Genomic DNA, 20,649 nt, shown 5'->3' on the forward strand with positions numbered 1-20,649 from the left:
GCCAAGAGTAGTTGGGGGATCGCCCCCTGCGAGGGTAGGACGTTGCCACGCAATTTAGAAAGTCTTCAATGGTATTTACTATTGAAGGCTTTTGTTTTATATTAAAATAGTACATATTTTTAAGAAAAACGGGTGAAATTATGAAACGATATAGAGCTTACCGGCTGAGTTTAGGCTGGCAGATCGTTATTGGGTTGGTACTTGGTGTCTTTTTTGGAGTTATCTTTTATAAAAATAACGCCGCAATAACGGTTATGCAGAACATTGGAACCATGTTTATCAACTTGATCCAAATGATTGTATTACCAATTGTCGTTTCATGTTTAACGGTTGGTATCGCCAGTATGGGTGATATTAAGAAACTTGGTCGAGTTGGATTGAAGACCATCATTTATTTTGAGCTAATGACAACCATTGCCATCGCACTTGGAATGATTGTTGCTAACGTTCTGCATCCTGGAACGTTGATTGATATTCATTCACTGCATGGATCGGACATCAGTCAGTATATGGCAACTGCCAAAACTGCTCAACACACTGGAATTTGGGGAACACTAATTGGGATTATTCCTACCAATATCTTCAAATCATTAGCAAATGGTGACATGATGCCGGTTATCTTCTTTTCAGTATTCTTCGGGTTAGGAATTGCTGCAATTGGCGAAAAAGGAAAGATTCTGATCGATGGGCTAAACGCAGTTGCTGAAGTGATGTTTAAAGTGACCAACTGGGTTATGCATGCTGCACCAATCGGAGTCTGTGCGTTGATCGGTGTTGCTTTGGCTGAAATGGGAATTGGCGCTTTAATTCCACTAGGGTATTTTGTAGCGATTGCCTACGTGACGATGGCCGCATTCATTTTAGTCGTCATGGGAATTGTTGCGAAAATATTTGGCTTTAATATTTTTGATTTACTGTTGGTGATCAAAGATGAAATCATTTTAGCATTTTCAACCGCCAGTTCCGAAGCTGTGCTACCTAAGATGATTGAAAAAATGGACAAGTTTGGATCAAGCCAGGGGATTGTCTCCTTTGTCATTCCAACCGGATATACATTTAACCTTGATGGTTCCGCAATTTATCAGTCGATTGCTGCTCTGTTCCTCGCTCAGGCGTACCACATCAACCTCACAATCGGTCAACAGATTACCTTACTAGTTGTACTGATGATTACTTCAAAGGGGATGGCGGGTGTGCCAGGGGCATCATTCGTTGTCTTACTGGCTACTATCTCGACAATCGGTGTGCCGGTTACTGGGTTAACCTTCATTGCTGGAATTGACCGAATTGTTGATATGGGTCGGACGGCTGTTAACGTTGTTGGTAATTCACTTGCAACAGTCGTCATTGGTAAATCAGAAAAAGAGTTTGACGAAGAAAAATCCAAGAAATACATTGCTTCATTTAAAAAGAAGAAGGCCGTTGAAGAAGTCGGGTAACTTCTAAATAGTCAAAGATAGTGAGTGGTGATATGCATTGCATACCGCCACTTTTTTTATTTAGACAAACTAAAGGCCGTCAACGAGTTTACGTTGACGGCCTTATAATGTTATTGTTCGATAAGATAGCAGTCATTGTTCAAGAATCAGTTTCCACCGGATTCTTGGAGGTTTCGTCCTCATAATTACTATTATTATCGTTTTATGTGTGGCAATTTAGTTCGATTAATTGATTCCTCCCCAATTAGTTTCCTAAAAGGTGAAGTGTTTTTCGACTAAGAGTAGTCGACCGACCACAAGTACGCCAGTACCTATATGTTCGAGACCACCGAGAAATTGCAATAACCGAATTCCCAAAAAGTTGAATCCTCTAAACAAACGAAGTCGGGGAATTTCTTGTGAACCATCTAGCTGTAAGGCTATTAAGCAAGAAACAAAACGTTTAGATTCATCAAACATTTATTTAATTCGGGAAGATCGGTGATAACAATTTCTCGTTAAAATCTAAGCTGCGAAAGAGTTATCACAACCGAGCTTCCCTTGGTAGACTGATGCTTCGTCGCTCCTGGGTCCATAAATTCTGCTGTCATAACTCTCACCTCTTCAAAGATTTATTTTGGTAATGAAAAGTGTCCAGCCGCTGAACGACTGGACACATTAAAACACTTAGGCCAGTCGTTGAGCTTTAGCACTATGTGATGTAGTTAAATATCTAACAGCCACATTAGTCCAAGCCTTACTTTGACCTGGACAGCTGACTCATTGGCGTCTTTCGACGTTTCTGAGCAGTAGCATTTTTCACATAGGAGCCTCACCTAACAGCTATATTCATTTTTCATTCCATAAGCTATAATATCACGTCACTCGATCATACGCAACAATTAGGCTTACATATCCATTCCAGGAATGTTGAGATCTTCAACCTTAACGCCACGCTCTTTCGCAAAGGCGTTCATCAAAGTATCCATATCCATCAACTTATATTGCTTAGGATGATCTGGATCGTAGACTTCAAATTGGGCCATCATACCGCCATCTTCGTGTTCAATAATATGGCAATGGTTCATGAAGACACCCAAATGATTAAACCAAACTTTCAAACGGACGGTTTCACCAGGGTTCACACCAACGGTATCTTTGAGACCATTTTCGTTAGCGTAAGGGGCATGACCATTTCTGGAAACAACTCTGAATTGAGTTCCATGCATGTGATAAGGGTGAACCATGCCACCAGTCATATCATTGGTGTTGCTGATGTCCCAGTATTCAACGTTACCGAGTTTTTGCTTGTCGTCGATTCGCTGCATATCAAACTTCTTACCGTTCATCATGACTTCTTCATCCATTCCAGACATCACAACCTTGTGGACAGGAGCTCCGGGTGTCACATCGGGATCTGGAATATCAACGAGATGATCAGGTAACTGGGTGTTGTCAGGTGCGAATTCATGAATTCTAAACCGCATGATCGGCACATCATCACAGAACATGGTGACTTCATCGCCTGGTTTATATTTGCCAAAGTCAACAATAATTTCAACTCGTTCGGCACAAGTGAGCATCAAGTGGGTAAAGTCAACTGGTTCTGGTAAAATACCACCGTCTGATGCGATCTGAGTGAATTTTAGATCATCGCTAAAATGTAGTCGCCACTCACGACGATTGGCACCATCCAGGAGGCGTAATCTGAGCCGCTGTGTCGTTACATCAAAGTATGGATTAATGGTACCGTTAATCATCGCAGTTGGTCCCTGCACGCCGTCAGGGTCATAGTCGGCCATGTAATCCCATTGGTTGTCCTTGTGGAAGCGACGGTCTTGCAAAATGACAGGAATATCGTCGACACCGTAGTTTCTAGGGAATGGCAGCTTGCTTTCAACATCGTCTTTGACGACAACGGCCGTTGCTAACCCTTTCCAGACGTGTTGAGCGGTCGATGGACATGGATGAGCATGCAGCCAGAGTGTTGCGGCCGGCTGGTCACATTTAAATTCAATCTGGGTACTCTTGCCGGGATAAACGGGTGCATGGCAGCCGCCATCGGTAACAGGACCGGGTACGTTTAAACCATGCCAGTGAAATGTGGTTAATTCTGGCAGTTCATTTTTAAGGGTAATATGAATCATCTTGCCCTCTTTGAACAAAATGGTCTTGCCCAAGAGGTCAGTGTTATAGCCCCACGTTTTCGTTTTCTTACCTGGTAATAACTGAACCTCACCGGTTTGGGCGATTACCGTGTAATACATATCGGTATCGGTTTCCTTATCCGGCTTCAATAGTTCTGGAATTTTTAACGGTTGTTGGGGTGTTTTGGGCTCCTCCAATGGTACAAACCCACCATCATGAGTATTGTAAGCAGGTTCATCAAAAAAGTAATCCGTGTAAACTTTTCTTTCTGACATAATATCCGCATCCTTTGATTATTTTTTGGATTCACCTCAATCTTACTACTTAATGTGACGGTGATACAGGATTTGTGGCATAATGGAATTACAAGAGGAGGTGGCACTGTGGCAGACGCAATATCTTTCGACAAGTTAGATGAAACAGCGACCAATAAAGCAGTGGAAGACTTTATCGAATTTTACCTTCGATGGTTCAAGAAAAATGATTTGGAAATTTTGGCTGAATACAAGATCGATTATTATTTGGCTGATATTAACCACTACATTTTTGAAAACAAGTCCTTCACTCCGGAACAGATGATTAAAGACTTACTCAAACAACGCGGGACTGATCTTAAACACGTTGTTTCAGTAATCAACCCAAAGTACGATAAGAATGGCAATTTAGCAACAGGTTCATGGGATCAGTGGTATCATGAAAAATTTGAAAAGATTTCCAGTCGCGACTAGGCTTTTGAATATACTTTCAATTGTGAATTTGCTATGATTGAGCTAGATAAATAGTAGTGGGGAGGGATTTTCATGGCTAAAGGAAAGACCGAAAAATCAAACAAGAAGGCAAGTCCAAAGAAACTTCAGTACAAGACTGACGTTGATGTCCATCAAATGGTTATCAACAAATCAGTGATGTCGCTGAAGGTACCGACAATTCTTGCGCAAAAGGAAGCCCAGGGGTTATTGACCAAGGCCATTGATGATGGAATTACCCCTTACTATCTAAGGCAAGAAACGATTGAACGTCTGGGTGGAATTGGACATCATGAGTAACAGAGTGCGACGAGACCCGTTTTGACCCCGGAGCACGTTTCGGTTAGAGAGAATGTAAGCTCAAACAAGAATTCGTCACTCATAAATACCACCAACAAATCCCACCAAACAAACAAGACCCGTCCAGTAGATGAATGTATTCAGTCATCTACCAAACGGATCTTGTTTTAAACATTATTTTGCCTTAGCAAGAACAAGTGCCATGTTATTTTGAACCGATGTGGAAAAGCTAATAGTACTTGGATACCCAGATTTGCCAACTGAATTTGCGGCACCGTCATTTACATAAATACCGACCTGATAACCTTGACTCATTAATGAAGCCAATTTATCACGGGTGTATCCTTTTGCAGCCAGCATTTTGCCAACAGTTATTGCTCTGCCAGAGATACTAGAGTTAGGGGCCATTAAGAAGTCATGGACAATCGTCTTGGTGGTTATCATTCCCTCAGTTACCGTTCCGCTGACCATTCCCAAGTTGATCACATCTTGATAATCGGTGATTTTGTTCATGGCAGCCTGCTTAGATAAATCGAGACCGACATTTGCGTTGGGGATTAATTTCAGTAATGCCCTTGAAAGCTTTTGCGACTTATCGGTGTTTAAGTAATTGAGATAGTCACTATCGCTATTGAAACGATTGATGTCTTTGACGACGGCTGGTGTTACATATCCGTGCCAAACATAGCCTTTGACTTTGCTGCCCAAATTACTAATCGAATAGTACACCTTATTCTTCCGGACAAATGAGCGGTTTACATACCAAGTTGTATACTGATAATTTTTTAAGTTGTGCAGCTTTTTCGTGAAACGAGAATTCCAGATGTACGCATTCTTTTTGGTGTTCGTATAGTAGATTGCTGCCTGGTCCTTTCCAGAACGCCACGTGTATTTGTTAGTCGATGTCCAGGCATGAGAAGTGACCTGTTGGGTACCCATACCGATTCCCATCGCCAATAAGGCAAGCGACAAGAATTTTACAAATCGTTTTTGCATGTTTAAATCCCCCTTCAATCAGTCATTATCCGATAGTTTAATTAAATTTTCAAATTTAGTCATTTGTGCGTGCATTATATGCAAATTATACAAAGGACCCACAGACCAGTTTCCATTTGGTCTGTGGGTCCTTTGTTTGTGGTAGAAAAGTGTTGCGGTTTCCCGCATTAAACTATGGTACATAAAATCGAAGAAGTGATCTCACAAGTTGTGCTTTGGTGCCATTTTGTCGACATGAACCCGATAAAGTTCTCTATTGAGCAATTTTTCGTCCGATGCCACTGCAATCGCGGTTGTCGTATCTCCAACCACGTTGAGGACCGTCCGAAACATCCCGGAGAACCAATCGATTCCAGCCAAAATGGCGATACTTTGTAATGGCAGTCCCAAAGTCGGGACAACAATCGTTAAAGCAACCAGGCCGCCGCCGGGAACGACGACCGTTCCCAGGCAGGCAATCACTGACAGCAAAACGATTTTAACCATCGACATTGGTGAAACAGACATTCCGTACAATTGAGTCAATGTTAAGCAGGACAGCGACAGGTACATCGCCAGTCCATTACTGTTCAGTGCCATTCCCAGTGGCAAGACCAGCTGACTGATGGATTTTTCAACCCCCAGTCGATCTTCGGCGTCTTCCATTTCAATTGGCAATGAAATCGCCGAAGAAGTGGTGGTGAAGGCCACCAAAATAATTCTTGAGAAACCGCGGACTAATCCTCTCAGCGGGACTTTGGCGTACCAACTGATAAAACCAAACAGGACAATCAAGAAAGCGATACTGCCAATCCCAAATGCGGTTAGGAACTTGAGCAGCGGCAGAATCACTTTAATCCCGCTGGTTGCGGTTACCCATGCCATCAAGGCAGCAATTCCAATTGGTGCCAGCTTCATGACCAGCATGACCAGTTTGACAGTTAACTGATTCATCTGTTTGACAAAACTTAACACCTGATTGAATTTGCCATCCGTATTGGCGCGGTTCAGGATGATCCCAAATAAAATGGCAAAAATGATCACCTGAATCACGTTACCCTTGGCGAGGGCGTCAAAAATATTTGTCGGGAAGAAATCCAAGACAGTTTGACTAAAATTTGTTGTCGCTTTGGCAACGGTTCCCGACGTGCTGACCGAAGCCAGCTTGATGCCGCTGCCTGGATTGACCGCGTAACCAATCCCCAAGCCGAGGACTGCTGCAATCAGTGTTGTGATTAAGAACCACATAGCAGTTTTGCCACCCAATCTTCCCAGTTGATCGGATTTCAGACTACCAAGGGCTTCAATGACAGCACCAAATATCAGCAGGACCACAGCCATTTGGATTAAGCGGAGAAAAATATTTCCCAGTAATTGGATGCCGGCGATTTTTGGACCAAATGCCAGTCCAAGAAGCGCACCGCCGATCATACCAATACCGATTTGTGCCGTAATACTAATGCGTTTCACATTACTTCCCCCAAACGTTAATAGGCTTGTTGGTGAAGACTTTCCGTTAATAATTCAACCCCGTGGAGCAAGTCAACTTGTCCTGTATTTTCTTCAGGCGCATGGCTGATCCCATCAATGCTTGGGACAAAAATCATGGTGGTGCGGGTCACTTTGGCCATAATCTGGCTGTCATGGCCGGCACCCGAGGCTAACTGGGTGGAACTAAAACCAAGCTTGTCAGCAGTTTTTTGGTTGGCTGCCAGCAATTGGTCATCCAAATGGGTGACGTCACTTTTGGCCCAGCGGTTAACGGTACTGGTAATCTTTGGCTCTTGATGTTGGGCAACAACTTGGTGGATGATTTGTTCAAAATTATCCAAAATCTGTTCATCGTTGCTGCGAGTATCGATGGTAAATGTCACCAGACCAGGGATGACGTTGGATGTGTTAGGTGAAATGTGCATTTCACCAACCGTGAACGTTAACCCTGAATCAAGTTGATGCGCCTGGTCGCGCAATTGACTAATCAAAGTAACAGCCATCTCCAGTGCATCGGCTCGTTCATCCATCGGGGTGGTACCAGCGTGATTGGCGATGCCTTTGACGGTGATAGTAAACCGTCTTTGGCCAACAATCGCTGTGACCAAGCCAATTTGGAGCTGATGATCGATTAACCTTGGACCTTGTTCAATGTGGAGTTCGGTAAATGTGTCCGGTAAATCAGGTAAATCGTGTTTGACTCCGGGCAGATTTAATTGGGCGACCGCAGTTTGCCTGGCATCATCGAAGTGAATACCATCAGGATCGGTCATCGCTAAATTAATTTTGGCGCCGGTATAGTGTTTTGAACCGGTAAATGTGTCCGGAAAACGACTGCCTTCTTCTTCACTGAAGGAAATCAGTCGCAGTGTTTCCTTGGGGTGACCTTCAGTTACCAACAAGTTTTCAATTGCCTGCATGCCGCCGAGGACGCCATAAAGGCCATCAAAACGGCCACCTTGGGCCACGGTATCAATATGTGAACCAGTTGCGATGACTTGATCGGGGTGATCCGTTCCGGGAACGTCCATGTAGGCGGTCCCGAAATCATCCACGGTGACGGTCAAACCAAGTTTCAGCGCCCATTGAATGACTTGTTTTTGTGCTTCAATCCAAGTAGGCGAATAAACCAGCCGATTTTGACCGATTTCACCCTCAGATAAATCATTGATAGTCGCCAAACGATGTGTTAGCTCATTGAGCTGGGTTGTTGTCATCTGACCACCCCTATTTCACCGCGCTGACACCGGTAAGTGGTGATGAGGCAACAGCACCGTGTTCGATGACCCGGCCTGGTTTTGCCAAATATGCTTTGCGGCCGGCTTCCACAGCCAGCTTGAAGGCTTCGGCCATTAACGGAATGTTGCCGGCGGTTGCCATTGAGGTGTTGGCCATGACGGCAGCGGCACCCATTTCCATTGCTTCGGCAGCTTGGCTTGGACGGCCAATTCCAGCGTCGACGATAATTGGCAGGTCGATTTCATCGATCAAAATTTGGATCAGGTCTTTAGTTGATAAGCCTTTGTTGGTTCCAATTGGTGCGCCTAAAGGCATAACGGTTGCAGCACCGGCATCGACTAATTGGCGAGCAACGTTCAAGTCTGGCAGCATGTAAGGCATGACTATGAAGCCTTCGTTGGCCAATACTTCAGTGGCTTTCAAGGTTTCGTAGTTGTCCGGCATCAAATATTTCTTATCGGGGACAACTTCCAACTTGATAAAGTCACTACCACTCAGCTCACGGGCAATTCGAGCGGTTCTAATCGCTTCTTCAGCGTTGGTTGAACCGGATGTGTTGGGTAAGATCGTGACATCTTTTGGAATGTAATTTAAAATATTTTCCTTGCCGGTCTTGTTACGACGCAAAGCCATCGTGATGATTTGGGCTTTAGCGTTATTAATTGCTGAATCGATCAAGTCGTATGAATATTTTCCTGAACCTAAAATAAATCGAGATGTGAAGGCGTGTCCGCCAATCATTAATTCATCTTTGTCGTTTGCCATGAATAAATCCTCCTCAGATTTCTGTTTCTCCTAAAATTAAACGGGTGACCATGTTGGCTTCGTGGCCAGCTGCGATCATGACCCGTGGTGCCATTAACCCTTCGGCGCCTTTGGTTTCACCGTCGCCGGCGATGTACAAATTCTTGCGGGGATGCTTGGTAATGATGGTGTTGGAACTATGAATGCCGGCCATTCCGGTTCCCATCACGATTGGTTTGTCGGGATAAAATTCCGAGGCCGCATCCAGTAGCATTGCTTTGGCTGCCGGATTATCAAATGCTTCGGTGATAATATCCGCATCCGCAAATAAGTCTTTGACGTTGTCGTGCGTCACCTCAACTTGGTGAATGGTAATTTCCACAAACGGATTGAACTCCCGCAAGTTTTGTTTGAGTGCGACGACTTTTGGCATGTCCACTTGACTGAGTTTGAATTGTTGGCGGTTGAGGTTACTGAGCTCAACTGTGTCAAAATCAATCAGAGTTAGATGGCCAACGCCAATTCGAGTGAGGGCAATCGCAATGTTGGATCCCAAACCACCAGCACCGGCAATGGTGACGTGTGCCGCTGCTAATTTGTCGGTTGAGTCTTTGACGTTGCGTTCCTTCATGCCCTGATAAACATCGTTAATCATTAATCCTTGAATTTCTGGTTCCTGCATCTCTTTCATATTGATGATTCTTCCTCCTAGCCGCCACCGACGAACGAAATTAGTTCCAGCTTGTCATTTTCAGAAATTTTGGTGGTATCAAAATCAGCACGGTGAACAATATTGCCGTTTTGTTCGACGACGATATTTTCAATCGGCGCGCTGCGTTGAGTCAGAAACTCGGTGATTGTTTGGCCAACCACGCCATATTCCTGCTCACCATTCACCATTACCATAAAAAAGACCCCTTTCTTCAAGTTCCGAAGAAAGAGGTCGCTGATTTGGCACGGGTCGTTCAAAAATTCAATTTACAGAAAAGAAAAGCCTTCTTTTCCGCAAAAAGAAGGTTTAAAGTCACAATAAAATCGACGTTAAAATCGCTCTTCCTTCGGCAGTACAAACTACATCAGGTTCGATGGGTGTTATCTCAGCCTTTTCAGGCACCCCAGACGAAATATTCAATTAGGCTTGAAAACTCACAAGCTCATAATCTATTTATAACCGCTTACAATCTGAAAGTCAAGTCAGAAATACTGCTATACTTTTTGGCAGTCTTCAATTACACTGATGGCAAACGCGAAATTATTGGAGGAAATCATTGTGAAAGTGACAAATCGACCACTGTATTTGGTGACGGATCATACGGGATTAACGGATGAACAGTTCTTTAACGCAATTGAACAGGGATGCCAAAATGGTGTTGGCATGGTTCAGTTAAGACAAAAAGAGGGAACCAGTCGGGAAATTTTTGAGTTGGCGCAAAAGGTGAAGATAATTACCGACAAATATATAATTCCATTGCTGATTGACGACCGTCTCGATATTGCCCAAGCAGTTGATGCGGCCGGAGTCCATCTTGGTCAAAGCGACTTGCCTGTCGACGTTGCCCGCAAAATTCTTGGACCAAAGAAAATTATCGGAGCGACCGCGAAGACTTTGAAGCAGGCGAAGGCAGCCGAAGAGATGGGAGCCGATTATCTGGGAACCGGGGCGATTTTTCCAACCACCACCCATGTTAAGACGGTCCATACTTCGGTGGAAACCCTTGGGAAGATTAAACGTTTGGTTAATATTCCGGTGTATGCGATTGGCGGACTTAAAGCTGATAACGTGGAAGCGATTGATGGCGCGCATGTTGACGGCGTGGCCGTTGTTTCGGCGATTATGAAGGCGCAGGATCCTGCGGAGGCTTCTCGGGAGCTACGGGATGCGGTTGAGGAAGCGATTGGGTAATTTTAGAAATATTTATTTGAACAGATTAACATGGCACTTAAATGCATCTGACAATATGAAGAGCATTTAAGTGCTTTATTGTTTGACTTTAATGGGCATTCGAACATAAGAAATATAAATAATCGTCTATTAAGATGTTTGCGCAGATATGAACTAAAATAGCAATTAAGAAGGGTTTGTTGAGTTGAATATCCTGATAAAACATTTGGTAGAGGACGGTGAATCATTATGGTCGATAAAGTTATCAATATTCAAAATATAGCCAAGAGCGTTTCAACCGGTCGTAGGAGTGAGAAGCTTGAAATTCTTCACGGAGTTTCATTAGCCGCAAATGTTGGTGAATTTTTAAGTATAGTGGGTCCTTCAGGTTCGGGGAAGTCGACGTTATTGCATTGTATGTCTGGGTTGTCCAAACCAACGTCTGGATCAGTAAATATCTTGGGGATTGATCCTTACAAGCTTCGCCCAGCTAAGTCAGCAGTATTTCGTCGAACTAAAGTTGGCTTTATTTTCCAATCATATAATTTGCTTCCTGCACTAACTGCATTTGATAATATCGTTCTGCCCTTAAGGTTATCTAGAAAGAAAGTTGATAAAGCTAAAATTTATCAATTATTAAAAAGTATCAACTTTGATGCAAATCCAGATAGTTTTGTTTCAAGTCTTTCAGGTGGGGAGCGCCAGAAAGTTGCAATTGCACGAGTACTCGTTTCTAATTGCAAAGTGATTTTTGCTGATGAACCAACTGGCGCTTTGGATTCTGTTTCTGGAAAGATCATATTTGGATTGCTACGAGATTTGACCAAGCAAGGCGTTTGCGTTGTGATGGTGACGCATGATATTGAAATGGCGGCTAGAACTGATCGTGCAATCACTTTGAGGGATGGAAAGCTAAGAAAAATATTAAATAAACCGAATGCCCAGGAGTTGTTTGAAGCTCTGAGCGATGAAGAGAAGTGATAACCATGATTAGAATGATTTGGTTACAATTTAAATATTCCTGGAAAGCTTGGTTGGGTTCCAGTGTACTTTTCCTGATTTCTAGTATTTTGATGGGTATGAGTTATACCGGCTTGATAAGCTTTGCAATGGTAAATCAAGCTGCGCTAGGTCCACACAACCCCACGCCAGTATTTATTTTTCCAGCAATATTTGGTTTGATTACTCTTTTTATGGTGTTGAGTGGTGTTGTCAGACTCATGGTCCAAATTTTAAGTAGAGAGTATCAACAATGGGAAATTTTAGGAGCAAATCCACGGCAATTATCCTTGATCATAGGTGGCCAAGTTGCTTTAACTGGTGCGACTAGTGGTGTGATTGGATACTTTATCTCGATCCCAGCAGTTAATTATTTCTATTCGTGGGCACAAAGTTTGGTGGGCAAATCGTGGTTGCCGGACGGAAATCTTACATTTTCTTGGCTCGCACTGATGGCCACGGTTTTGTCTATTACAGTAATTTGTGGAGGGGCAGGATTCATGCATTCTCACAAACTGTTTGTCAATACCCGAAATGAAATGATTAATTTTAAGAAGAGTAGTGTCCGTCCATATTCGATTATCCGATTAATCGTTTTAGTCGTTTCTGGAGGCTTTTTGCTACAGAGTTATCATAGTGCTTTGACTGTTACGCCACTTGTACGAAATACTATTAGAAATGGTTATCATTTGGAAGCGATTAGTGAGTATGTTGGGCCAATGATGGAAATATTATTTTGGGGGATCGTTTTCTTCACCGCGGTAACACCGATTGTTTTACCTTGGTTGATTAAAGGGTGGACTGTAACTTTGCCACGACGGAGGGATGCCAATATCAATATGGCTTATCGAAACACTTTATTTGACAGAAGTTATGCCTCGTCGCTTGTTGGGCCAGTACTCGGTGGGGAGTTCTTACTGACTGGGGTGACTTATATTACGATGACATTCCCCGGAAGTGGGGGAAAAGAACAATTTATTAATGCCATACTTTCGTTTGCATTTTATTTGGGGGCACCATTAATCATCATCTTAGCGAATGTGTTGACTATTACGATTATTGTAAGCAAACAGCATGCGGCTGATCTGAACTTGATGTCGTTATTGGGATTTACAGCTGTTGGGGCTTTTATAGAAAAGGTATGGGAGTCAATTATATATTCCTTCACATTTTTGATTTTTTCCTTACTTGTAAATTTGCCGTTATTTTTGACTGTACGACAAATCGTTATGAACACCCATAACATACGGACACTTTCAATGTCTTCAATTTGGTACTGGCCAATGTGGCTATTCGTTGCAATGCTATTGTTTATTGTAATCGTGGATGGCTGGCAGGTATGGAGATTTTCTAAAAAGAATGTTTTGGCTATTGGATGAAAGGGCATTTAATAGCTGTCTGGAATTTATCACAAGTTTGAGCGTTTGGGTACGAGCCTGTGTGGTAGAGTTTGAATATCACACTTCCTAAAATCACAGTGATCTAAACAAAGTCATCTTCACTTCAGATAGTGGATGGAATTCTAGTATTTAACAACGGATTCAAAATAGGTTTTCGGTTTCCACAACCAAATAATGACCGAAAAATGGAGTTGTTTAGCGACTGGCTAAACAACTTTTTTTGTGCTGTGTTGGATAGTGTTAAGACCGTAAAGAGATCAATCTTCGGTGTGTTCCGTTTGTTAATAAACTTTTTTGAAACATAATTATCGTAATACATTAATTAATTATCGTATTATGATGGTTTCAAGGAGATGGTTTCGTGAATGAAAAAAGAACAATCAAATTTCTATCACTTGTCAGTTATATTGGATTTTGGCTTTGCTGTGCATTGATGGTGCTTTTAACAGGACTATTTATTTTTATGTTGTTCAATGGCGATAGTTCGGCTTACCCCAGAGCTGCCAGAGCGTTTATGGAAAGTCAACATCAGATTTCTTTAACGATTGTGACAACAATTGTATTGTATATCGTATTGATTTTAAGGGCTTTTATCCTATTATCGATTTACAAAATGCTGCATGAATTTTCACATGAACACTTTTTTACTGTTATGAATCTTCATTACTTACGGCGATGTACCCATTCCTTTGCGGGCTTGGTTGGTGCTGATGGAATCTTGCTCATAATCTGGGAATTTTTCCGATTTCAAATTGGAATTTCTCATGGACAATCTATCATTACGGAACTACTCGCTTGGTTTGCAGTCTACACAGTTTACATTATTTTCCGTAAGGGACTGACCTTCAAAACTGAAAACGAAGATTTCGTTTAGAAAGCTGGTGCTTATAATGATACAAGTCAATCTAGACAGAGTCTTAGTTGAACAAAAAATGACTTCAAAAGAATTAGCAGAGAAAATTGGAATAACAACTGTTAACTTATCAAAATTTAAAACAGGCAAGGCAAAGGGGGTTCGTTTCAATACATTGAATAAATTGTGTGCCACATTAAATTGTCAACCTGGGGATATATTGGAATACACTCCTGATGAAAGCAACGAGGGAAAAGGAAATTTTCCAAATGAATCATAAAACTTATCTGGACTTCGGAGGTACAAACTTAATGAAGAAAGCAATTATGTTGATTTTGACACTATTAGTGTTAGGCGGTTGTTCTTCAAATCAGTCTCAGAACACGAGCCAGCCGACACATTCTTATGATTATATTCAAGTTTATAATAATTCTGGCGAAAAAATTGTCACGTTGACCAATAAAAAGGCTATTGGTTATTTTTCTGATGAAATTGGCAGTGGTGGTGGAAATGCAAAAATGCATAAAGTACCACATGGATCTAAGCTCAAGCTCAAGTATGTTGGCCATCAAAAGAATTCTAATATCACTTCTACATGGTTTGTATACACAAATAAATACGTCAAACTAAATCCTTTAAAACATTTACCAACTTCGGTCTGGAAATTGGACCAACATGATTATGGAAAATTCAGCAGTCCATACAGTTTCAACTGAAGCTGTGTGGGATCAATAATACTCGGCTCGATTGAAAGAAATTATTTATAAAGCCAAAAGTTCACGAAGGGTAGGCAATCCGGATAGACTTGTTCAAGCTCCAGATAGAATCGATCGCTGGTTGAGAGGCAGTAGTGGCGGCCTTAATAAACATACGAGTACCCCAACTTACTAACAGGGGTATCTGGTGTGAATACCTTTAATGCAAGAAATTATGTCTCAAATATGAATCAGTTTGTTTTAGGAGCTCCACTAGTCCATGGAACGGATTCCGGAAGAAATTAGCATGATGTTTCTGCAGATGCTTACCCCGAAACAGGGTACAAGGTATATTACAAAAAAGATGGTGTTCAGTGGCCTCCAAGTGGTGGAACCAGTATTGTTGCGCCTCAATATGCCGCAATGGCAGCTGTTATTAATAGCCAGCCTGGTCGTGCACGAATGGGATTCTGGAATGCTCAAATCTATCAGCTAGCCCAGAAATCTGATTCACCGTTCCACCCATTAAATGGGACAACTAATAATTCAAATTTGTATTATACTGGTCAGCCAGGAACAGTCTACAATCAAGCAAGTGGATTAGGAACAACGGACTTCGCAAAGCTGGCAGAAGATTATAAATAACATGATGGAGTCATCCTTACTTTACACAGTGGAGGGTGACTCTATTGTTTTACTTAATTGCATGAGCAGATGTGTCAAAGCAATCGTTTTTTTTCAAGCCATTTGTTGCTTCCTTGCCAGTGATATAATGTTATTTAACAACGGATTCAAGATAGGTTTTCGGTTTCCGCAAACCAAATAGTGGCCGAAAAACAAACACTTATCATCAATAATTAGACGCATAAGCACTGATTTGACAGGGATGCTCTAAATCGAAGGCATCCATATTACCACATGCTCTAAAGCATAGCTTGATACATATAATAGACGGAACTACATTGAGGAGGATCGATATGGTTGATGACCACTTTGCTCAACAACTCAAAGCAAGAAGAAAGAATTCATCACTCACTCAGCAACAACTTGCAGACAAACTGAATGTTTCACGCAAAACGATTTCTGGTTGGGAAACTGGTCGTAATCGTCCTGATATTGATATTCTCCGTCAAATGGCCAAAATTTATCATATTTCACTGGATCAATTAGTGTCGGATGCTGATAAGGTTGATCAAAACCAAAATTCTGGGATTATACGGTTTACCCGTAATTCATTAGTAGTGATGCTTGCAATCATTATAGCTGAACGGGTAACTCAGTATTCGACTCGTGCTGGATTTCTTCTGGCCGATATCCTGATTTTCTGGATACTTGGGTTAAGAATTTTAGCAAGCAGAAAAGGAATAAGAGGAATTCATTCTTTAAAATCTGATTTGTTCCTTGGAGCCTATATAATATTTGTGATTGTGGCAATTGTTAGCGCATATGTATATGTATTTAATATGGGGTTCGGTTTACAATATGGTATTGGATTTTCCGGATACCTGGGATTGCTTAATTTGTTCTTAATTTTTCGCCACAAGTTTGAGTTGAAGTGAGTTCCTTCTAGCCAAATATTGATCACATTCTGCATTATTAGGAGAGATTGTGATGTCTGATATTTTGGTGTTTAAGAATTTAACGAAACAATTTGGCAAACATAAGGTTTTGGATAACCTTTCTTTTCATATCCCCAAAGGACATGTCGTTGGCTTGGTCGGTCCTAATGGATCTGGAAAGTCTACCATTATGAAATGTATCCTAGGCATTTATCCATATGAACAAGGCGCCCTTTATTTTGAAGGGCAGAAAATTACGAGCAAGAACGTTAACCAAATGAGTTCCAAAACTGGTGCCTTAATTGAGAGCCCATCGATTTATCCATTTCTAACAGGCATGCAGCATTTTAAGCTATATTCAGCAACAAAGGCTGACGTAGCTGACGTCGTGAACTTAATGGGTATGGGAAAGTATATCAACTCAAAAGTTACAAGATATTCTTTTGGTATGAAGCAAAAGCTTGGGATTGCATTAGCGTTAATTAACAAGCCAGAGCTAGTAATTTTAGATGAACCTATGAATGGACTGGACCTGATGGCAACTTTGGATCTTAGAAAGATAATCATGTCCGAAGCTCAGCGAGGAATCACTTTTATTGTCTCTAGTCATATTTTAAGCGAGCTCGAAAAGATTTCCGATGATATCATTCTAATTAATAATGGTAAAATGGTTTTTCAAACCACAATGCCAGAGCTACGGGGTCTCGGTCAAAGGTCTTATATTCTCACAACCAATGACAATAAGGCTGCAAAAAAGCTGTTGCTTCAACATGGCTTTGTTGTTGCTGATAATGGAAGTTCTATTCAGATTGATAATTCCGCACGTCAGTTAAATGATTTCCTGACCGTTTTAATTGAAAACCATATTGAATTGCTGGATATTTCCCATCAGGGGATGGATCTTGAGACAGCTACTCTACGTTATATTAAGGGTTCAAGGGGGGTTCACAATGATTGATTTATTGAAGCAGGAATTCTTTAAGTTGGTTCATCAAAAGGGCATCTTGTTTTCGCCACTGGTTTTGTTTGGGTTGATGCTCTTTGTTGGAATCTCAAGCAAGCACACTGGAGACTTGAATTATTACACCACTCAATCGTTTGCTGGCGGAGAGTGGTTGGATATTTTGCTGATTATTGCTAGTGCTAACATCGTTACGATGGAATTTGAACATGGCACAATTAAACATATGATTGCCCAGCACAACAATCGTTTCTTGATTTATTTTACCAAGATGATGGTTGTGAGTGCGTATTGTGTTGTCCTACATGGCTTTATGTTTATTTTTACCATCGTTGTTAAATATATTTCATATGGATCAACTCACCCATTTGGGGCGATATATGATAACAATCAAACAGTAATGCAAAACCTGATGACATTTTTATTTAGTAATTTTTTTCTTGTTTGCTGATCATTACAATTGTGTTCTTAATTGCCAGTTTAAGCCGCACAAACTCAATTGCCGCAGTAGTTGGTTTACTATTTATTTTTATGGGAACGCCTATTTCGAATTTGTTAATTCGCATGGTCGGCAATGGTTCTTCAATCATTAAATGGAATCCAGGAAATATGTTTAATGTTGCCTTTCAGTTCCTGACGCCAAGCACGATTCATACGTCATTATTGAGTGATGGTGAACTCATTATTGGAAATCTGGTTTGGGCGGCATTATTTATTGCTGTTGGGTATTATGCATTCAAGAAAAAGCGTATTTGAGTGACTCATTTAAATGAGTTGAGTGTTAATTATCTTTTTGATGATTAGCACTTTTTTATACCTTAAAAAGTAAAGTTTATTCGAACGTTATCAAATAAAACATAGCAAAAAGAAAAGTATACTTTACTTTAAGAAAAGATGGGTATACTATATAGACAATTCAAAAAGAAACCGGTGCTTTTGAAGATTGGGGGTAAGTCAATGAGTCGAATGAAGGATAGCAACGATCGGATAGATAACAAGGTATATGAGTATCGTGTTTTACGTCATCTGTCACAGTCGGAGCTGGCGGATGCGGTTGGCGTGTCAAAACAAACGATATTGGTTATGGAAAAAGGAAATTACTCCCCATCACTAATTCTGGCATTCCGATTAGCCGATTATTTTGGAGCATCAATTACTGATATTTTTAATTATCACAAAGGAGACGAAGAGCAATGAAAATTCATTCACTGTCTGATATTCCGGCCTGGTTATTTTATCCATTGAAGACTTGGACGGATTCCAGTTACAACCACTATAACTTATTTTTATCCTTGATTATGATTGAGGTTTTATTTGCCCTGGGGGCCTGGTGGTATCTTTACAAAAAGATTGGCAAGAGCGATGAGCGAACTGATCGGATTTATCTAAGGGCAACCTGGCTGTGCTTTGTAGTCGTCATTGTGTGTGAAAGCATATTTCCAACCGAATACTTGCTGAAACAGTTTGAGGTTCTTAAATATGGAATTGGGATGTTAGCTGCAGACATTTACCTGTTTGCTGTCTATCGTAAAAGCAACTAAAGAAGGCCAAAGCAATGAAAATTTTATCTGTAAGTAATTTAAACCAGTCGTTTGGATCTCGACATGTTCTGAATGACATTTCTTTTGATATTAAAAGTGGAACAATTGTTGGGTTGGTCGGCCCAAACGGCGCAGGAAAGTCGACGATTATGAAGGACATTCTGGGATTGTCGGATTATCAATCAGGGACGATCACTGTTGCCGGAACTAATACTTCTTTTCAAGATCATAGACCATTGAAGCAAGTTGGTGCACTAATTGAATATCCTGGTCTATATCCATTTCTCACAGGTTGGGATAATTTGAAACTATTTGCTACATCAACAGCTAACGTTGAAAAGGTTGTGTCTGAGCTTCATATGAATTCTTACATTAAGAAACGAGCCGGCCATTACTCATTGGGGATGAAACAAAAGCTTGGTATCGCATTGGCCCTTGTTAATGAGCCGGACCTAGTCATTTTGGATGAACCAATGAATGGCTTGGACCCGCAATCGGTTAAAGACTTGAGAGACTTGATTAAGCAGATGGCTGGGAATGGAACAACTTTCTTGATTTCATCACATATTTTGAGTGAATTGGAGAAACTGGCTGATGATTTAATCGTGATAAAGCAAGGCAGAATCATTCAGCATACAAGTATGAAAGAAATGTTGAACCGAGATAGTCACTTTATTATTTTGAAGACCAGTGACGACCGTGCAGCAAATAGTCTTGTTGTGAATGCAGGATATCAAGTTACTGCCAGTCAACCATTGACAATTATTGAAAGTGAATCAGATGAAGTTGCTAAAATACTAAGTTTACTTTCAGAAAACAATATCGAAGTCATCGATTTTCAGCATAATGAAGGTAACTTAGAACACTCGTTGCTAACAGTATTGGCAGAAGAGAAGGTGTAGGGTCATGATGATTTTAATTCGACAAGAGCTTTTTAAGTTATTTAAGAAGCACAGTACATGGATTTCATTAATTGTTATGATGGTAATTCAGATTGGATTTGCAGTAATGGCTAAGATTCATCCAGATGTGTTCAATCCACAAGAAACCTATACAACTGGATACTATGCGACAACATTGTTAGTTTTCTATCTTATTGCTGCAAGTAGTTCGATCATCACGATGGAATTCCAATATGGAACGATTAAAAATTTACTATATCGGGAATATTCTCGTGGCAAAATCATAATTAGCAAGTGGATCACCCTTCTGGTTTATTCAATTGCGTGGCTTGTCTGGATCAATATTAGTTCATTGTTAATTAAGTTTATCCTGTTTCCAAAAGTAGACTTAGGTGCAAACTTAGGTCATGGGTATACGGTGTTGACGAGTACAATTGTGGTTGATCTTGCCAACCTGTTAACAGTATGGTTGATCTTAAGCATTGTAATACTTCTCAGTAATTTGTTTAAGAATTCTGCTGCTGCGATTTCTGTTGGAATTATCGGTTCTTTTGTCACTAATATAATGTCTGGGATGAGTGCCCAGCTAGTTATTAAATGGCCATGGCTAAAATGGAATCCTTTGAATATGCTACAATATCCGGATCAAATTCTTTCTCCCAGTGAAATTCATCTGACCCGGTTGACATTGACTCAGTTATTTTCAGGAAATCTCGTCTATATTGTTTTAATATTGGCAGCAGGGTATCTTGTGTTCCAGCATCGAACTGTCTGATCCTTCAGAAACATGACCAAT

The 20,649-nt window shown here is 41.1% G+C and carries 25 protein-coding genes and 2 riboswitches; of the genes, 18 read left to right on the forward strand and 7 right to left on the reverse strand.

The annotated features are described in order from the left end of the window. The first annotated feature begins 140 nt into the window (after positions 1–140). Positions 141–1,439: a cation:dicarboxylate symporter family transporter gene (locus FD05_RS01640; protein ID WP_039932991.1), complete on the forward strand. Its 1,299-nt coding sequence runs from the start codon at positions 141–143 to the stop codon at positions 1,437–1,439. A gap of 663 nt (positions 1,440–2,102) precedes the next feature. Next, positions 2,103–2,269, reverse strand: a riboswitch (M-box (ykoK) riboswitch). Between the two features lie 57 nt (positions 2,270–2,326). Here the strand turns inward: FD05_RS01640 and FD05_RS01645 are convergent. Beyond that, complete coding sequence (locus tag FD05_RS01645; protein ID WP_020281436.1) at positions 2,327–3,841, reverse strand: multicopper oxidase family protein; 1,515 nt, start codon at positions 3,839–3,841, stop codon at positions 2,327–2,329. A 108-nt stretch (positions 3,842–3,949) separates the two neighbouring features. Between FD05_RS01645 and FD05_RS01650 the strand changes: the two genes are divergently transcribed. Then, complete coding sequence (locus FD05_RS01650; protein ID WP_020281435.1) at positions 3,950–4,294, forward strand: hypothetical protein; 345 nt, start codon at positions 3,950–3,952, stop codon at positions 4,292–4,294. A gap of 72 nt (positions 4,295–4,366) precedes the next feature. Beyond that, entirely contained in the window at positions 4,367–4,612 is a 246-nt protein-coding gene (locus FD05_RS01655; RefSeq protein WP_020281434.1) for a hypothetical protein, read from the forward strand. A gap of 174 nt (positions 4,613–4,786) precedes the next feature. Here the strand turns inward: FD05_RS01655 and FD05_RS01660 are convergent, their stop codons facing one another. The 6 genes from FD05_RS01660 to thiS all read right to left on the reverse strand — a co-directional run bounded on the left by FD05_RS01660 (position 4,787) and on the right by thiS (position 9,967). Further along, positions 4,787–5,608, reverse strand: a complete 822-nt coding sequence (locus FD05_RS01660) for a hypothetical protein (RefSeq protein ID WP_020281433.1) — start codon at positions 5,606–5,608, stop codon at positions 4,787–4,789. Between the two features lie 201 nt (positions 5,609–5,809). Beyond that, a complete protein-coding gene (locus FD05_RS01665; protein WP_039932988.1) occupies positions 5,810–7,057 on the reverse strand; it encodes a dicarboxylate/amino acid:cation symporter in 1,248 nt (415 codons plus the stop codon). Positions 7,058–7,074: 17 nt separating this feature from the next. Further along, a complete protein-coding gene (locus FD05_RS01670; protein ID WP_039932987.1) occupies positions 7,075–8,295 on the reverse strand; it encodes a M20 family metallo-hydrolase in 1,221 nt (406 codons plus the stop codon). Between the two features lie 10 nt (positions 8,296–8,305). Then, complete coding sequence (locus FD05_RS01675) at positions 8,306–9,082, reverse strand: thiazole synthase (RefSeq protein ID WP_020281430.1); 777 nt, start codon at positions 9,080–9,082, stop codon at positions 8,306–8,308. Positions 9,083–9,095: 13 nt separating this feature from the next. Then, a complete protein-coding gene (gene thiF, locus FD05_RS01680) occupies positions 9,096–9,743 on the reverse strand; it encodes a sulfur carrier protein ThiS adenylyltransferase ThiF (RefSeq protein ID WP_039933012.1) in 648 nt (215 codons plus the stop codon). A gap of 26 nt (positions 9,744–9,769) precedes the next feature. Beyond that, positions 9,770–9,967 (reverse strand): sulfur carrier protein ThiS, encoded by a 198-nt coding sequence (gene thiS, locus FD05_RS01685; protein ID WP_020281428.1) that lies wholly within the window; start codon positions 9,965–9,967, stop codon positions 9,770–9,772. Positions 9,968–10,096: 129 nt separating this feature from the next. Beyond that, a riboswitch (TPP riboswitch) is annotated at positions 10,097–10,189 on the reverse strand. 142 nt (positions 10,190–10,331) lie between these two features. Here thiS and thiE point away from each other — a divergent pair. The 15 genes from thiE to FD05_RS01760 all read left to right on the forward strand — a co-directional run bounded on the left by thiE (position 10,332) and on the right by FD05_RS01760 (position 20,628). Continuing rightward, a complete protein-coding gene (thiE, locus tag FD05_RS01690) occupies positions 10,332–10,964 on the forward strand; it encodes a thiamine phosphate synthase (protein ID WP_020281427.1) in 633 nt (210 codons plus the stop codon). A 228-nt stretch (positions 10,965–11,192) separates the two neighbouring features. Continuing rightward, positions 11,193–11,924: an ABC transporter ATP-binding protein gene (locus FD05_RS01695; protein WP_020281426.1), complete on the forward strand. Its 732-nt coding sequence runs from the start codon at positions 11,193–11,195 to the stop codon at positions 11,922–11,924. A 5-nt stretch (positions 11,925–11,929) separates the two neighbouring features. Beyond that, the gene (locus FD05_RS01700) at positions 11,930–13,321 is read left to right on the forward strand and encodes a hypothetical protein (RefSeq protein WP_223602591.1); all 1,392 of its coding nucleotides are present in this window, start codon (positions 11,930–11,932) and stop codon (positions 13,319–13,321) included. Between the two features lie 382 nt (positions 13,322–13,703). Then, a complete protein-coding gene (locus FD05_RS01705; protein WP_039932985.1) occupies positions 13,704–14,216 on the forward strand; it encodes a hypothetical protein in 513 nt (170 codons plus the stop codon). Between the two features lie 16 nt (positions 14,217–14,232). After that, positions 14,233–14,475 (forward strand): helix-turn-helix domain-containing protein, encoded by a 243-nt coding sequence (locus FD05_RS01710; RefSeq protein WP_039932983.1) that lies wholly within the window; start codon positions 14,233–14,235, stop codon positions 14,473–14,475. A gap of 31 nt (positions 14,476–14,506) precedes the next feature. Continuing rightward, the gene (locus FD05_RS01715) at positions 14,507–14,911 is read left to right on the forward strand and encodes a putative periplasmic lipoprotein (protein WP_152436173.1); all 405 of its coding nucleotides are present in this window, start codon (positions 14,507–14,509) and stop codon (positions 14,909–14,911) included. A gap of 402 nt (positions 14,912–15,313) precedes the next feature. Continuing rightward, positions 15,314–15,535 carry a peptidase S53 gene (locus FD05_RS11925; RefSeq protein WP_020281421.1) on the forward strand — a complete coding sequence of 74 codons (222 nt, stop codon included), beginning with the start codon at positions 15,314–15,316 and terminating at the stop codon, positions 15,533–15,535. A gap of 332 nt (positions 15,536–15,867) precedes the next feature. Next, entirely contained in the window at positions 15,868–16,449 is a 582-nt protein-coding gene (locus FD05_RS01725) for a helix-turn-helix domain-containing protein (protein ID WP_020281420.1), read from the forward strand. Positions 16,450–16,501: 52 nt separating this feature from the next. After that, positions 16,502–17,407: an ABC transporter ATP-binding protein gene (locus FD05_RS01730; protein WP_020281419.1), complete on the forward strand. Its 906-nt coding sequence runs from the start codon at positions 16,502–16,504 to the stop codon at positions 17,405–17,407. Then, positions 17,400–17,861, forward strand: a complete 462-nt coding sequence (locus FD05_RS01735; protein ID WP_020281418.1) for an ABC transporter permease — start codon at positions 17,400–17,402, stop codon at positions 17,859–17,861. Before FD05_RS01730 ends, FD05_RS01735 begins: the two co-directional genes overlap by 8 nt. After that, on the forward strand, positions 17,855–18,166 hold the full coding sequence (locus FD05_RS01740) for a hypothetical protein (RefSeq protein ID WP_051990620.1): 312 nt from the start codon (positions 17,855–17,857) through the stop codon (positions 18,164–18,166). Before FD05_RS01735 ends, FD05_RS01740 begins: the two co-directional genes overlap by 7 nt. Before the next feature lie 210 nt (positions 18,167–18,376). Then, a complete protein-coding gene (locus FD05_RS01745) occupies positions 18,377–18,607 on the forward strand; it encodes a helix-turn-helix transcriptional regulator (protein ID WP_020281415.1) in 231 nt (76 codons plus the stop codon). Continuing rightward, a complete protein-coding gene (locus FD05_RS01750; RefSeq protein WP_020281414.1) occupies positions 18,604–18,951 on the forward strand; it encodes a hypothetical protein in 348 nt (115 codons plus the stop codon). The genes FD05_RS01745 and FD05_RS01750 overlap by 4 nt, the downstream gene beginning before the upstream one ends. A gap of 14 nt (positions 18,952–18,965) precedes the next feature. Beyond that, positions 18,966–19,853, forward strand: a complete 888-nt coding sequence (locus tag FD05_RS01755) for an ABC transporter ATP-binding protein (RefSeq protein WP_020281413.1) — start codon at positions 18,966–18,968, stop codon at positions 19,851–19,853. Between the two features lie 4 nt (positions 19,854–19,857). After that, the gene (locus FD05_RS01760; protein ID WP_020281412.1) at positions 19,858–20,628 is read left to right on the forward strand and encodes an ABC transporter permease; all 771 of its coding nucleotides are present in this window, start codon (positions 19,858–19,860) and stop codon (positions 20,626–20,628) included. Positions 20,629–20,649 lie beyond the last annotated feature (21 nt).

The organism is Lentilactobacillus otakiensis DSM 19908 = JCM 15040, assembly GCF_001434145.1.
Lineage (GTDB): Bacteria > Bacillota > Bacilli > Lactobacillales > Lactobacillaceae > Lentilactobacillus > Lentilactobacillus otakiensis.

Bases quoted from the DNA above. Each gene is read 5' to 3' on its own strand.
- FD05_RS01640 (WP_039932991.1), top strand. From the start codon at position 141: ATGAAACGATATAGAGCTTACCGGCTGAGTTTAGGCTGGCAGATCGTT.
- FD05_RS01645 (WP_020281436.1), bottom strand. From the start codon at position 3,841: ATGTCAGAAAGAAAAGTTTACACGGATTACTTTTTTGATGAACCTGCT.
- FD05_RS01655 (WP_020281434.1), top strand. From the start codon at position 4,367: ATGGCTAAAGGAAAGACCGAAAAATCAAACAAGAAGGCAAGTCCAAAG.
- FD05_RS01660 (WP_020281433.1), bottom strand. From the start codon at position 5,608: ATGCAAAAACGATTTGTAAAATTCTTGTCGCTTGCCTTATTGGCGATG.
- FD05_RS01670 (WP_039932987.1), bottom strand. From the start codon at position 8,295: ATGACAACAACCCAGCTCAATGAGCTAACACATCGTTTGGCGACTATC.
- FD05_RS01675 (WP_020281430.1), bottom strand. From the start codon at position 9,082: ATGGCAAACGACAAAGATGAATTAATGATTGGCGGACACGCCTTCACA.
- thiF (WP_039933012.1), bottom strand. From the start codon at position 9,743: ATGCAGGAACCAGAAATTCAAGGATTAATGATTAACGATGTTTATCAG.
- thiS (WP_020281428.1), bottom strand. From the start codon at position 9,967: ATGGTAATGGTGAATGGTGAGCAGGAATATGGCGTGGTTGGCCAAACA.
- FD05_RS01695 (WP_020281426.1), top strand. From the start codon at position 11,193: ATGGTCGATAAAGTTATCAATATTCAAAATATAGCCAAGAGCGTTTCA.
- FD05_RS01700 (WP_223602591.1), top strand. From the start codon at position 11,930: ATGATTAGAATGATTTGGTTACAATTTAAATATTCCTGGAAAGCTTGG.
- FD05_RS01710 (WP_039932983.1), top strand. From the start codon at position 14,233: ATGATACAAGTCAATCTAGACAGAGTCTTAGTTGAACAAAAAATGACT.
- FD05_RS01715 (WP_152436173.1), top strand. From the start codon at position 14,507: ATGAAGAAAGCAATTATGTTGATTTTGACACTATTAGTGTTAGGCGGT.
- FD05_RS11925 (WP_020281421.1), top strand. From the start codon at position 15,314: ATGGCAGCTGTTATTAATAGCCAGCCTGGTCGTGCACGAATGGGATTC.
- FD05_RS01725 (WP_020281420.1), top strand. From the start codon at position 15,868: ATGGTTGATGACCACTTTGCTCAACAACTCAAAGCAAGAAGAAAGAAT.
- FD05_RS01730 (WP_020281419.1), top strand. From the start codon at position 16,502: ATGTCTGATATTTTGGTGTTTAAGAATTTAACGAAACAATTTGGCAAA.
- FD05_RS01735 (WP_020281418.1), top strand. From the start codon at position 17,400: ATGATTGATTTATTGAAGCAGGAATTCTTTAAGTTGGTTCATCAAAAG.
- FD05_RS01745 (WP_020281415.1), top strand. From the start codon at position 18,377: ATGAAGGATAGCAACGATCGGATAGATAACAAGGTATATGAGTATCGT.
- FD05_RS01750 (WP_020281414.1), top strand. From the start codon at position 18,604: ATGAAAATTCATTCACTGTCTGATATTCCGGCCTGGTTATTTTATCCA.
- FD05_RS01755 (WP_020281413.1), top strand. From the start codon at position 18,966: ATGAAAATTTTATCTGTAAGTAATTTAAACCAGTCGTTTGGATCTCGA.
- FD05_RS01760 (WP_020281412.1), top strand. From the start codon at position 19,858: ATGATGATTTTAATTCGACAAGAGCTTTTTAAGTTATTTAAGAAGCAC.